The 14,650-nt window shown below is 58.6% G+C and carries 7 protein-coding genes; 5 read left to right on the top strand and 2 right to left on the bottom strand.

The genetic code is table 11. The features are described 5' to 3' along the window. Positions 1 to 118: 118 nt before the first annotated feature. A complete protein-coding gene (locus tag AB6724_RS18775; protein WP_369340058.1) occupies positions 119 to 958 on the bottom strand; it encodes a sulfotransferase family protein in 840 nt (279 codons plus the stop codon). A 13-nt stretch (positions 959 to 971) separates the two neighbouring features. Next, on the bottom strand, positions 972 to 1,496 hold the full coding sequence (gene cysC, locus AB6724_RS18780) for an adenylyl-sulfate kinase (RefSeq protein ID WP_369340059.1): 525 nt from the start codon (positions 1,494 to 1,496) through the stop codon (positions 972 to 974). A 236-nt stretch (positions 1,497 to 1,732) separates the two neighbouring features. Here cysC and AB6724_RS18785 point away from each other — a divergent pair, with 236 nt between their 5' ends. From AB6724_RS18785 to AB6724_RS18805, 5 genes are all read left to right on the top strand, one after another. Further along, the gene (locus AB6724_RS18785; RefSeq protein ID WP_369340060.1) at positions 1,733 to 8,233 is read left to right on the top strand and encodes an Ig-like domain-containing protein; all 6,501 of its coding nucleotides are present in this window, start codon (positions 1,733 to 1,735) and stop codon (positions 8,231 to 8,233) included. Between the two features lie 36 nt (positions 8,234 to 8,269). Further along, positions 8,270 to 9,631 (top strand): efflux RND transporter periplasmic adaptor subunit, encoded by a 1,362-nt coding sequence (locus AB6724_RS18790; protein WP_369340061.1) that lies wholly within the window; start codon positions 8,270 to 8,272, stop codon positions 9,629 to 9,631. A gap of 6 nt (positions 9,632 to 9,637) precedes the next feature. Beyond that, the gene (locus AB6724_RS18795; RefSeq protein ID WP_369340062.1) at positions 9,638 to 11,749 is read left to right on the top strand and encodes a site-2 protease family protein; all 2,112 of its coding nucleotides are present in this window, start codon (positions 9,638 to 9,640) and stop codon (positions 11,747 to 11,749) included. Between the two features lie 338 nt (positions 11,750 to 12,087). Beyond that, on the top strand, positions 12,088 to 13,041 hold the full coding sequence (locus AB6724_RS18800; RefSeq protein ID WP_369340063.1) for an alpha/beta hydrolase: 954 nt from the start codon (positions 12,088 to 12,090) through the stop codon (positions 13,039 to 13,041). A 502-nt stretch (positions 13,042 to 13,543) separates the two neighbouring features. Continuing rightward, on the top strand, positions 13,544 to 14,647 hold the full coding sequence (locus AB6724_RS18805; protein WP_369340064.1) for an enoyl-CoA hydratase/isomerase family protein: 1,104 nt from the start codon (positions 13,544 to 13,546) through the stop codon (positions 14,645 to 14,647). The last annotated feature ends 3 nt before the right edge of the window (positions 14,648 to 14,650 follow it).

Consider the following 14,650-nt stretch of genomic DNA (forward strand, 5'->3'; position numbering starts at 1 on the left):
AGTCCGTGAAGGTCAATGCGGCCATCCACGGCAAGTTTACGGAGCTGATCGCCGGCATGAGCGGGCAGGTGCTGATGTCCATGAAGACTAACGATGGAAAATAATTATCTTCGGGACTTTATTGATCTCGAGATTTAACCGTAATTACATTCGCCCGACTGCTCGATTGATTATTCCAGAACGAGAGTTTTCCATATTGTTCAAATAGATCAGGTGGCAAAATTGTTGCCCTGGAGCTTAAATTGACTTCTCTCCGGACTTTGTGCATTCCATGAAGCCCCAATGCTTGATCAAAATCTGGGGCATCGTAATTCACATTGGAGAAATCATGCTCGAAATAAGGCTCTTCAACAAAATCATATATTAGTGGAATTACTTTTTCCGGCGCCCTTGCCAGGAACTCGTAATCAACAATCAACAATGAATTGGCATGTTTTCCATAGTAGGCTTCTCTCAAGGCAGACCAGGAGTATCCGACCAATCTATTTGGCATTGCCAGTGCTTCGATGCGACTATAGACAGTATTTCTCTCAACGCCATTATTGAATAATTTTGTGATTTCAAACGGGTTTGATGCGTACAGGCGTTCAATGCTATCCATGATCCAGGCGACATTTCGGACGCAAGCAATTACCTTTGACTGCGGAAAGATATCTGCAATCAAAGGCATGTTTGCACTCCATGTGCGGCTGGTGTCAAAAATAACTTCTTTATTCTCCTGGTCTGAATAATAGCTGTCAAAAATTCCTTTAACCAGACGCCGTCTTTTATCTTTCGAGATAACCGGTCCAAATTCGCTTCCGGCGCCAACTTGCTCAAGCATATTATGGACCAGTGTTCCAACCGGGCTTGACATTCCGGCGTAGAACTTCGGGTTCTGAAGCAAGATTGCAGACAACAGCGTTGAGCCTGAACGAGGTAGTCCGGTGATGAAGTGGTATTTCAAAGGATTATTCATGGGGATAAAAATCTTATTTGTTTAAGAGGGCGTTTAAATTGCGTATGGAAATGGATAAGTCCTCACGGCTTGTGTCAATTGTCAGACTTGGTTCACGCGGGGCTTCATACGGAGACTGGATTCCGGTCATGAGTGTGTTTGAGCCGCTCCGAGCCCTGGCATAAAGGCCTTTGGGATCACGCTGTTCACAAATCTCCAATGGCGTGCTGACATAAACTTCCATGCACCGGTCTTTTCCAATAATTTCATAGGCCATATCTCGATCTTCCGCATAAGGTGAAACCATGGCGACCAAAGCATAAATTCCATTGAGATTTAGTATTTTTGCGATGTGAGCGGCTCTGCGCATATTTTCTGCGCGATCGATTTTGCCAAAGCCTAAATCTTGACATAAGCCGGCGCGCAACTCATCGCCATCGATGATGCAAACATTTTTTCCATTTTCTCGCAGACTCTCTGAAAAAGCTTTTGAAATAGTGGTTTTTCCTGATCCCGGCAATCCCGTGAACCAGAGTGTCTGTGACGGATTCTTGCTCATTTTTGACGATGCTGAAAATTAAGTGGTGTGCAAAAATTATGATTCAAAATATAAATCATTTCAATAGCATCAAGCTATTGAAGTAAAAAATTTTGATTGAAAATTTAATTTTATATTTTGAAGAAAATATTTTAACATGTAAATTTTGTAAGTTTATTATTGTGAATAAACTTACAATGACGAGGTTTGCAGTAAATGGATATTAACTCTCATTTGTTAAATTCTGAGGCAGCATTATGAATTTTGTAACCAAGAATTTGTGGCAGCGTGTCTCAGCCATTTTGACCTCTACAAAGCAAAGTCAAATGAATTTTGATGCGATTTCATATATGTCGCGTTCAAATTCAGCGCTTCGACCTAGTAGTTCTGTAAGACCATTGGCATTAGAGCAGCGCTTTATGTTTGACGGTGCCGCAGTTGCTGTCGTTGCCGACCAAGCTCATGCGGCAGCTCCTGACACGGCGGTAGACCACGCAGCCAAAGTTGCGAGCAACCCGCAGCTTCACCCGATAGCGCTGGATTCCTCGCCACCAGCAGCCACGCAGCAGACGGTCGTGTTTGTGGACAGCCGGGTGAAAGACTATCAGCAGCTGGTTTCCAACCTTGCTTCGGATACGCAGGTGGTCGTTCTAAACGGCAACCAGGATGGCTTGCAGCAGATTGCCGACTATCTGGCGCTGCATTCAGGCACAACAACGGCTGAAATCCTTGCTCACGGCAATGCTGGTGAACTGTGGCTGGGCAGTAGTTATCTGTCGACGGCCAATCTCAGCGCGCATGCGGATACCTTGGCACGTGTCGGAAACGGTTTGGTCGCCGGCGGCGATATCCTGATTTACGCTTGCAACACTGCAGAGGGAGAAACCGGGCGGCAGTTTGTCAATTCATGGGCAACTTTGACCGGCCGCGACATTGCAGCATCTAGCAACCGCACCGGCACAGGTGGAGACTGGGCGCTGGAGATCTCCACGGGGATCATCGAAAGCCACAATGTGCTCTCGGCCGAAGCCATGGCCGCCTACCAGTATGGGCTGGCGACCCTCACCGTGACCAACAACGCCGACACTGGCTTCGGCTCGCTGCGCCAGGCCCTGAGCGATGCGGTGGCGGGTGATATCGTCACCTTCAACAGCAGCATGACGGTCAACCTCAACTCGCAACTGATCGTCACCAAGAACCTCACGATCGATGGCGACCTGAACAACGATGGTGTTGCCGATGTGACCCTCAGCGGCCAGTACAAGACCCAGGTGATCAGGGTCAACCCCGGTGTCACCGCGACCTTCGATGGTTTGGTCATCACCCAGGGCCTGGCGGTCGGCCAGGGGGGCAACGCGGGTGTGGACGGTGCCGCGTCGATGGGCGGTGGTATTTTCAACGCCGGTAACCTGACCCTGAACAATGTCAAGGTGACCGCCAACGCGGCCTCGGGCGGCGGTGGTGGCGGCGGTGTTACCGCGCCCTATGCAGGTGGCGCCGTGGGCGGTGGCGGCGGCGGTGGCGGTGCCCTGGGCGGACAGATCGGTGGCCACGGCGGGAGCGCGGGCTTCGGTAGCGGTATCTATTCCGGCACCAGCGGTAGCGCCAACACGGGCGGCATCGGCGGCAGTTATTCCGCGTTCTACATGGGCGGTCGGGGGGGTAGCAGCACCGGCGGCGCAGGGGGTATCGGAGCGGCCGGCTACAGTAACGGCGGTGCGGGCGGTACAGCGAACAACGGCACCCTTTCCATCGGTGGTGGTGGCGGCGGTTCCGGTTGGGACAAGGCCGGTCGCAGCGGCGCAGCGGCCAGCGGCGGTATCTACAATGCCACTACTGGTTCCTTGACCATTATCGGTACCTCGGTCATTTCCAACAACCTCGGTGCTGGCGGCGGCGGTGGCGGTGGCGGTGGTATTGGCGGCTCTGCCGACCCCGGTGGCGCGGGTGGCAAGGGTGTCGGTGCGATCTGGAACAAAGGCACGCTGTTGATGACGGCGGCTAACTTCGCGGCCATGTCCGGCAACGTCGGTGGCAGCGGTTCCGGTGGTTTTGCGTCGGGCGGAGGTGCCAACGGGGGCAGCCCGGCGGCCGTGAACAATATCTACAACGATGGCGGCACACTGAACACTAACTATGCGCCGCCGGTGGCCGCGACCATCGTGGTCACCAACACGGCCCAGCACATTGGCAGCACTTCGCTGGTGACCATCACCTTCAACCAGGCGGTCGTGGGCTTCACCAATGCCGACCTGACGGTGTCCAACGGCACCCTGAGCCCCGTTGCCTCCAGTGACGGTGGCATCACCTGGACCGCGATCTTCACCCCGAATTCGAGCGTCACCAGCGGCACCAACCATATCGTCCTGGACAATACCGGGGTCAACAGCGCATCGACGGGCACGCCGGGGAGCGGCACCACCTCGTCGAACAACTACGCCATCGACACCGTGCGGCCGACCGCGACCGTCGCGGTGACCGGCTCTACGCTGAGCACCACGGCACCCGGCACGGTGACCATCACCTTCAGCGAAGCGGTGACCGGTTTCAGTCTGGCCGACATGACGGCCTCCAACGGCACCCTGAGTAACCTGACCACCAGCGACAACATCCACTGGACCGCGACGCTGACGCCGAACTCTGGCAACACCAGCAGCGGCAACGTCATTACCCTGGACAACACCCTCTATACCGATACCGCGACCAACGCCGGTACCGGTACGACCCTTTCCAACACCTATACGGTCGACACCGTGCGGCCTACCGCGAGTATTGTGGTGGCCAACAATGCGCTGAACATCGGCGGCACGTCCCTGGTGACCATTACCTTCAGCGAGGCGGTCACGGGGTTCACCAACGCCGACCTCACCGTTGCCGACGGCACCTTGAGCGCGGTGAGCAGCAGCGACGGCGGCATCACCTGGACCGCGACCCTGACCCCGACCGGCGGGGTTAGCCATACCGGCGATGTCATCAGCCTGAACAACGCCGGGGTCAGCGACGTGGCGGGCAATGCCGGCAGCGGCACCACCAACTCGAACACCTACGCCGTCGACACCCAGCGGCCGACCGCGACCATTGTGTTCGCCAACCCGAATATCGGGATTGGCCAGACTTCGCAGGTGACCATCACCTTCAGCGAAGCGGTGACCGGCTTCTCCAATGCCGACCTGACGGTATCCAATGGCACCCTGAGCGCGGTGAGCAGCAGCGACGGCGGCGTGACCTGGACCGCGACGTTCACGCCGACGGCGAGCATTGTCAGTGCCAGCAACCACATCACCCTGGACAACACCACCGTCCAGGATGCGGCGGGCAACGTCGGTAGCGGCACCACCGCGTCCAACAACTATGCCATCGATGGCGTGCGGCCCACCGCGACCGTGGTGGTTTCGAGCAGCTCCCTGAAAATCGGCGACACCGCGCAGGTCACCATTACCTTCTCGGAGGCCGTGACCGGTTTCACCAACGCCGACCTGACGATCGCCAACGGCACCCTGAGCGCGGTGAGCAGCAGCGACGGCGGTGTCACCTGGACCGCGACCTTTACCCCGACGTCGAATATCACCAATACCACCAACGTCATCACCCTGGACAACACCGGCGTACAGGACGGGGCGGGCAACGCCGGGACCGGCACCACCACCTCCAACAACTACGCCATCGACACCCAGCGTCCGACCGCGACCATCGTGATGGCCAACCCGACCCTGGCGGCTGGGCAGACCTCGTTGGTGACGTTCACCTTCAGCGAGGCGGTGACGGGTTTCAGCAACGCCGACCTGACGGTATCCAATGGCACCTTGAGTGCGGTGAGCAGCAGCGACGGCGGCACCACCTGGACGGCGACCTTCACCCCGACCAACAACGTTCACGCCACCAGCAACGTCATCGGCCTGAACAACACGACCTATACGGACCTTGCCGGCAACGCCGGCGCGGGCGTGACCAGCTCAGCCAACTTCACCATCGATACCGTGCGGCCGACAGCGACCATCGTGGTGGCCAATCCGGCGCTGAATGCCGGTTCCAGCTCGCTGGTGACCATCACCTTCAGCGAGGCGGTGACCGGTTTCACCAATGCCGACCTGACGGTGGAGCATGGCACCCTCAGCGCGGTGAGCAGCAGCGATGGTGGAGTGACCTGGAGCGCGACTTTCACGCCTTCGGTGAACGTCACCGACACCACCAACGTCATCACCCTGGACAACAGCGGTGTGCAGAACGCGTCGGGCAATACCGGTACCGGCGCCACCACGTCCAACAACTACAGCATCGACACCCAGCGCCCGACCGCGACCATCGTGGTGAGCAGCGATCACCTGGGCATTGGCGGTAGCTCCCTGGTGACCATTACCTTCAGCGAGGCGGTGACCGGTTTCACCAACGCCGACCTGACGATCGACAACGGCACCTTGAGCGCGGTGAGCAGCAGCGACGGTGGCATCACCTGGACCGCGACCCTGACCCCGGCGGCGGGTATCACCCAGGGCAACAACCACATTGTCCTGGACAACACGAGCGTGGCTGACACCGCTGGTAACGCCGGCGCAGGCACTACTGCCTCGAACGCCTATGACGTCGACAGCGTGCGGCCGACGGCTACTATCGTGATAGCGAATCCGACGATGAAAGTTGGCGACACCTCGTTGGTGACCTTCACCTTCAGCGAGGCGGTGACCGGCTTCAGCAACGCCGACCTGACGGTATCCAACGGTACCTTGAGCGCGGTGAGCAGCAGCGACGGTGGCGTCACCTGGACGGCGACCTTTACCCCGACCAGCAACGTTCACGCCATCAGCAACGTCATCAGCCTGAACAACACGACCTATACCGACCTTGCCGGCAACGCCGGCACCGGCGTGACCAGCTCAGCCAACTTCACCATCGACACGGTGCGGCCAACGGCGACCATCGTGGTGGCCAACCCGGCGCTGAATGCCGGTTCCAGCTCGCTGGTGACCATCACCTTCAGCGAGGCGGTCAGCGGTTTCACCAATGCCGACCTGACGGTGGAGCATGGCACCCTGAGTGCGGTGAGCAGCAGCGATGGTGGAGTGACCTGGAGCGCGACTTTCACGCCTTCGGTGAACGTCACCGACACCACCAACGTCATCACCCTGGACAACAGCGGTGTGCAGAACGCGTCGGGCAACGCCGGTACCGGCGCCACCACGTCCAACAACTACAGCATCGACACCCAGCGGCCCACCGCGACGGTCACCGTGGCCAATCCCAACCTGGGCATCGGTCAGACCACCACCGTGACCATCGCCTTCAGCGAAGTGGTGAGCGGTTTCAGCCTGGCCGACCTCAGCGTGGCCAATGGCACACTGTCTAATCTGGCCAGCAGCGACGGCGGCAAGACCTGGACCGCGACCTTGACGCCAACCGCGGCGATCACCGATCCGACCAACCTGATCGTGCTCGATACCGCGCTGGTCAGCGATAACGCCGGCAACGCCGGGGCCGGCATCGCCATCTCCAACAACTATGCGATCGATGGCGAGCGTCCGACAGTCACGATTGTGGTGGCTGACACGACCTTGTCGGTAGGTAAAGCCTCGCAGGTGCTCATTACCTTCAGCGAAGCAGTGAGCGGTCTGGATATTGCCGACTTCACGGTGGAGCATGGGGTGTTGAGCAATCTCCGTAGCAGCGATGGCGGCAAGACCTGGACCGCGACGCTGACACCGACGGCAGGTATCACCGACACCAGCAATGTGATTACCCTGCATAACACCGGCTATGCCGATGCGGCCGGCAACACCGGAACGGGAACGACAGATTCGAACAGATATGCCATAGACACCGTTGCACCGACTGCTCCAGCGCTTGTCCTGGAGCAGTCAACGCTGGTCAATGGGCAGCAGGTTTCACCCACAGGCCTGGTTCTTATCTCTGGTTTGGAAGCGGGGGGCAGCTGGCAGTATTCGCTGGACAATGGCGCATCCTGGATCGCAGGCCACGGCGACTCCCTTCAGCTGCCAGGTCCTGGGGCATACAGTCTTTGGGTCCAGCAAAGAGATGCGGCAGGCAATGCATCCGCCGTGGCATCACTCAATGGCATTGTTCAGCCCTTGCTACCTCCAGTCGCACCCGCACCAATCATCTTTGCTGCGAGCGATTCCCTGGGGGGGGCTGGCCTTGCGCCGTTTCAGCCATCGGCGGTGTCTGAGCCTAGTGCGGATTTTCTGCATTCCACATCGGCGTTGCTCAGCTCAAGTTCTTCATCGCAAAGCATGGGAGCACTCAGGCCCGAAGGTTGGTCGGGATATGGAGCGCTTTCGTCCCAATCCCTCGCCGGCTTCAATGAGTGGATCGGCTCGCCTCTTGTAGTACCTTCTGAACCAGTCCGCTTCGGACTTGATGGAAACACCGGTCTTTTCTCTGTCTCGGTCGGGAGAAGCACTCTGGATCTGAAGTCCCTGCTCATCACTCCGGAGAGCCCGTGGGATGCCGCGTCACTCCAGTTCAGTTTCTCCGGTCAGCAGGATCTGCCCAGATGGATTCAGCTGGACCGTCATACAGGCCAACTTTCCATCAATGCGCCCAAGGACCTCAGCACAACGCTTGTGCTGCACATCAAGGTCAGCGATGGAGCGGGACATGAGTCTGTGCGGACTTTCAAACTGGTGGTCGGTGATGCTCCGGCTGCGTCCAGCGCGCCTGCAGGGCGGGCGGGACTGAGCGAGAAGATGGCAAGGGCGGCAAGGCAGCAGGCTGGACACAGGATGTCCATGTATACCCATGGCTGACGAAATGCTGAGTGCGGCGCACGGGGCGGTTGTGCAATGAATGCCCCCATTTCGCCTCAAAGCGTGAATCCGGCGATGCTGCTGCTGGAGCTGGGTCATCGCGCTCGAGCTGCACGCAGCAGCGCTGAACTCCGTTTTTTGCTGGTCAACGATAGTCGCGTGCTGACGCCCTATCGCCAAGCTTGTTTATGGCTGGATAGTGGCGGGGTAATGGCTTTGTCCGGCGTGGTGGAGCCTGACAAAAATACGCCTTATGCCCAGTGGTTGCATGGGGTGTGTCAGTTTCTCCATGCACAGCAATCCATTCAGGTTCGACGCATTGAAGTAGCTCAACTACCTCCCGAGTTGGCAACCTCGTGGAGCGAATGGTTGGGTGCGCATGCGGTATGGGTGCCTTTGTTGAAAGACGCTGAGACGCCTTTTCCTTGCGGTGGACTGCTGCTTTCGGGAGCCCAGGTCTTTGAAGAGCAGCGCTTCCCACTTTTCGCGGAATGGGGTCGTATCTGGTTTCATGCCTACGCTGCATTGCGGGCCGGCCGGCCCGGATTCTGGAAAAAGCCGCTAGCTTCAAGCGCCACCGCCGCGAGCTGGTGGCAAAAGAAGCCCACTTGGATCTTGGGCGGGCTTCTTGTGCTGAGTGCTGTTCCTGTGCATATGAGCGTTCTTGCTCCTGGCGAGCTGGTGGCTGCTCAGCCCGTTGTTCTGAGGGCGCCTTTGGACGGGGTCATCGAGCAAATTCATGTTCAGCCCAATCAAATGGTGCGTAAAGGTGAGCGCCTGTTTGGACTGGATGAAGCGCAGATCGGTAGTCGCCTGGAGGTTGCTCAGCAAGCTTTGTTGACGGCCGAGGCTGAATATCGGCAATCCGCCCAACTGGCCCTGGGTGATGTCCGTTCCAAGGCGCAACTTGCCGCATTGGTGGGGCGCATAGGCGAGAAACGTGCCGAGGTGCAATACCTGAGTGATCAGCGTGATCGCAGCCGGGTTCTGGCACCTGAAGATGGCATGGTTCTGTTTGACTCGCCTACCGAATGGCTAGGCAAGCCCGTGCAGACCGGTGAGCGAGTGATGCGTATCGCCCGACCTCAAGAAGTGGAAATTGAGGCCTGGGTTCCTGTCGGAGACGCCGTTCCATTGAAGGAGGGATCTCCAGTCAAGCTGTATCTGGCGGCCAATCCCATGGCAGGGCTGGAGGGCAAGCTTCGGTATATGGCGTATGACGCCAGTGCCAGACCAGATGGCAGCTACGCCTATCGGATGCGTGCCTCCATGCCGTTCGAGGAGAAGGCTCGCATCGGTCTCAAAGGTACCGCCAAATTGCAGGGGGATTGGGTGCCGTTGGTCTATTGGGTTCTACGCAAACCCTGGGCCGTCCTGCGCCAGTTTATTGCTTGGTGAGTCGACATGAGTACCGCGTGGCCTGCTTTGCGCGAGGAGCTGGATTTGCTCCCCGGTCCTGTGTTGCCTGACGGGCAGCCCAGCTGGACTTTGCACGATCCTGTGCGCAATCTTTTTTTTCAGCTGGACTGGGCCAGCTTTGAGGTGCTCAAACGCTGGCACCTGGGTGCGGCGGAGGCGATTGCCCAAGACGTCATCGAGCACACGACATTGACGCTCCATAAGGAGGACGTGAATGCTCTTTTCCAGTTTGTGCAGCGAAATGATCTGCTGGAACCGCTTCCCAATAGCGCAGGCACCCTGGCTCAGCAGTGGCAGTCCAGACGTTCAAGCTGGATGCAATGGCTGCTCCACAACTACCTGTTCTTCCGGCTTCCGTTGATTAAGCCGGATCGGTGGTTGGAACTCTGGGCTCCACGGCTGGGATTCTTGTTCAGCCGGGCTTTTGCTTGGATAACTGCGCTGGCCCTGCTTGCCGGACTTTGGGGCGTTTCCCGTTCCTGGGGCGAGTTCACGACCACGCTGGTTGATTCGCTGACTTGGCAGGGGGTGCTCGCCTATGGGCTGACGCTGGGGTTTGTCAAAGTACTTCATGAACTGGGGCATGGCTTCACGGCCAAGCGATTTGGATGTCGTGTTCCCACCATGGGAGTCGCGTTCTTGGTGCTATGGCCGGTGGCATACACCGATACCAATGAGGTCTGGAAGCTGACGCGGCGTGACCAGCGCCTCAAGGTGGCCGGCGCCGGTATTGCGACGGAACTGGTCATTGCTGCGTGGGCTTTGCTGGCGTGGGTCTGGCTGCCTGAAGGCTCGCCCAAATCCATGGCCTTCTTGCTGGCCACCACCACGTGGGTCAGTACCTTGGCCGTCAATGCAAGCCCATTCATGCGCTTTGATGGCTACTTTTTGCTGTCGGACTTTCTGCAAATGCCCAATTTGCACTCACGCGCTTTTGCACTTGCGCGTTGGGATTTGAGAGAGAAACTATTCAAGCTCGGCGAACCTCCGCCAGAGTCATTTACCGATGTCAGGCGCCGCGGGCTCATCTTGTTTGCCTGGGCGACCTGGATTTATCGACTGGCTCTGTTTTTGGGTATTGCAGCCTTGGTTTATCACTTCTTTATCAAGGCGCTGGGCATCTTGCTATTCCTGGTGGAAATTGTGTGGTTCATCGCCAAGCCCCTTTGGTCCGAGATCTCCGCGTGGTACATGCGTCGACCTCAGATTCTCCGCAGTCGAAGAGCACGTTGGAATGCCACCGGGGCAATCGTGCTTATCGCGCTCTGCTGGCTGCCGCTGCCCGCTCCGATTCGAACGGAGGGTATTTTGCAATCCGCCGAGATATGGCCGCTGCATGCATTGGAAGCATCGCAACTGCAGCAGCAACTGCTGGGCGATATGCACCGAGCTGAAGTCAGTACTCCCGTCTTTACGCTTGACTCTCCGGCTCTTAAGGTTGCTCAAGCTCAGAGCGATGCACAACGGACACAGTATTTGCAGCAAATGACGGCTGCAGGTTTTGACTCGGAGCTGCGCCGAGATTGGCAGGTGCTGCAGGAGCGTCAATTGCAAGCGGCGACTCAACAGCTGGCGGTAGAAACCGAAGCCAGTCGCTATCGGCTCAATGCCTCGGGTGCGGGCGTGCTGCGAGACGTTGATCCGGATCTCCGACCAGGAGACTGGCTGGCCCGCAATGAACTGCTGGGCAGGGTGGTGAGCCGCGATCGGCTGGAGGTTCTTGCCTATGTTCAGGAAGAAGATGTTCAGCGCATCAGCGTTGGCGATAGCGCGATTTTTATCGCCGATGCCGGAGTGGGGCCGGTACTGGATTTGACGGTGCGCAGCGTTGATCAAGATGCAAGCCGCACACTCCCGGAAGCTGCTCTGTCTACGGCGGCCGGAGGCAATATTCAGGTCAGAAGCATGCAGGGCACCCTATACCCGGAACGTCCGGTCTACAGAGTGGTGTTGGACGCAGCTATGCCACATTCAGGAGAAACTATTCTGCAACACCGCTGGCGAGGCAAAGTCAGCATTCGTGGCCGTTGGGAAGCTGCTGCATCGCAGTTTGTAAACACGGCAGCGAGCGTCTTTTGGAGAGAGGCCGGTTTTTAGTTTCAGTGAATGACTGCGAAGAGTCGTATCGCGGCTGTCGCAGGCGAATCGCCCAGGCTTATCTGGGCACTTTTGAGCCGTTGTGTTGACTGCCTGGGGGCAGTCCACACCGCAGTGTTCTTTCCTCATCGCTCGTGCGCGACAGCATTCAGATTTCGATCAGCCTCGCTGTGACTGCTTCGATCGTCGTGAATCCGGATCGATATCTATCTTCCCTTCGGGACGCTCGTGTGGTGGCTATCGGTGCAGCGCTGGCCGATGGGAAGTGTCCTGGCAGGTCTGGTGGTGCAGATGGCATTCGAATCCGGGAAATAGCGACACCTTGCTAGTATTTACCGATGCCCCAGACAAGCTACAAGGCGAAAACCTATTGGATGCAGTACCAATCCTTTTTCCCGGCACATGCGCGAGTAACCGTTGCCAACGGCCCGAATGAGGAGTGGCTACCCTGGAGAGGGGCATCGATCCATGTTGATCGCTTCCCATGCGTTGCATCACCGCTGACAGTGATCGTAGTGCATGGAGGTGGAGGATATGGCCGGCTATTCGCGCCGATTGGCAAGCTGCTGTACGACGCCGGCTACGAGGTAGTCGCCCCGGATTTACCGGGATATGGATTGAGTCAGGCGCCCGCTTCACTGGTTACTTACGAGGCTTGGACCGACTTGCTATGCGATATGGCTGCCATCGAATACCGGAATACTGGGCGGCGCGTGGTATTGTGCGGCGGAAGCCTTGGTGGCTATCTGGCTTACCTGTGCGCGGCGAGGATGGGGGGCGGCCCGATTGCCGGCGTGATCGCCACAACCCTTGCGGATCCGCGCACGCCGCTGGTAAAGCGACAGTTTGCCCGTAATGCGCTGGTGCGCCACGTCATGCTACCCCTGTTGCCCTTCTGCGCCGCTTTGATCGGCAGACTGAGACTGCCCGTGAAGTGGTTTACCAAAATGGGCGCGATGTCCAACGATCCATTGCTGAATCGGCTTGTTGCCGAGGATCCTTACGGCGGTGGCGTACGGGTGCCGGTCAGTTTCATGCAGTCGATTTTCGCCGCACGGCCAGACATGGAACCCGAGGACTTCGACCTCTGTCCTCTGCTGCTGGCGCACCCGGAAAACGATCGCTGGGCGGATTTCGAATCGAGCCGGCAGTTCTTTGACCGAATCAAGGGCGAGAAGAGATTGGTGATGCTGGAAAACTGCGGTCACTTTCCGGTGGAGGCGCCAGGCTTGGCGCAACTGGAGCAAGCTTCGATCCGATTCCTGCAACAGATTGCGCGCGTGACCGCGTGACATCGGTTTGTGGTGGCTAGGTCTGCGGTGCATGACGGTGGCGTGTCATGGCTCCGCCCTTCTGTCCGAGAAGATCAGGAGACTGAAACCTGCGAGCACGCAGACAGCAATGCCGCTGTAGAGCATGATGCTGAATCGTGCATGAGCGCCGCGCGGCCTGTCACCGCCAGCGTCTCCAGGGGCGACATCACCAATCCATTTCTCAGACGTCAATCGATGAAACTGCCCGCTCAAATATTATTTGCAGGTGCGACTTTGTGTAAATAGCGTTGCTGCCGAGCGCTTTTACGGCCTGCGTGTCCGATGCTAAATTTGCGGCGCTTTCGGCTGTTTGACGGGCGTCAAGAAAAGCTTGATCTGCGCAGCGCCGCCGCAGCTGCCGAGAATGGCCGTTTTTGTCACGCGCTTGTCCCTTGGCGCGCAGAGGGGCCCCGCATAATCGCTGGCAATCCGGATCGGCAGCGTCGGTCCGGCCGGACAACGATTCAAGGAGCAACTGACAATGGATACCGCCTCGACCGCCGAATTGCCCGATGTGATTGCCGAAGTGCGCGGCAAGCTGGGCATGATCACGCTCAATCGCCCCAAGGCGCTCAATGCCCTGTCCCTGGCCATGGTGCGCGATCTGCTGGCCACGCTGCTGGCCTGGCAAAAGGACGAGTCCATCCTCGGGGTGGCCATTCGCGGCAGCAACCGCGACGGCGTGTTCGGCGCTTTCTGCGCGGGCGGCGACATCCGGTTTCTGCACGCTGCGGGCAGCGGCGGCAACCCGCAGCTCGAGGACTTCTTTACCGAGGAGTACGCGCTCAATCATCTGATCCACCACTTCGGCAAGCCCTATATCGCTTTCATGGACGGCATCGTCATGGGCGGAGGCATGGGCATCAGCCAGGGCGGCTCGCTGCGCATCGTGACCGAGCGCACCAAGATGGCCATGCCCGAGACGGCCATAGGCTTGTTCCCCGATGTGGGCGGTGGCTATTTCCTCTCGCGCTGCCCCGGTGCCGTGGGCGAGTGGCTGGCGCTGAGCGGCGACACCATAGGTGCCGGCGATGCCCTGGCCTTTGGTCTGGCCGACGGCTGCATGCCTGCCGAACAACAGGCGGAACTATGGGAAACCCTGGCGACCACGGATTTTGCGAATGTGGAGGCGCTCAATGCCGTGGTGCGCTCCCGCTTTGTGGCCGTGGAGTCCAAAAGTGCCGCGCACCGCGCCGAAATCGACCGCTGCTTTGCGCAGCCCACGGTGGCCGCCATCGAGCAGGCCCTGGACGCCGGCAGCGACTGGGCCAGGGCCGTGGCAGCGACGCTGCGCAAGCGCTCTCCGCTGATGCTGCATGTGGTGCTGGAGCAGATTCGTCGCGCCCGCCGGATGACGCTGTCCGAGGACCTGCGCATGGAGCGCGACATGGTGCGCCACTGCTTCTATCTGCGCCCGGGCCAGAGCGAAACCCTGGAAGGCATTCGCGCCCTGGCCGTGGACAAGGACCACAGCCCGCGCTGGAATCCTGCGCGCATCGAGGAGGTCGGCGACGCGCAGTGGCTGGCATTCTTCGACAGCCCCTGGCCCGCGTATTCCCATCCGCTGGCCATGCTCAAAGACTGATAG

The sequence above is a fragment of the Comamonas guangdongensis genome (genome assembly GCF_041079535.1).
GTDB lineage: Bacteria > Pseudomonadota > Gammaproteobacteria > Burkholderiales > Burkholderiaceae_C > Comamonas > Comamonas guangdongensis.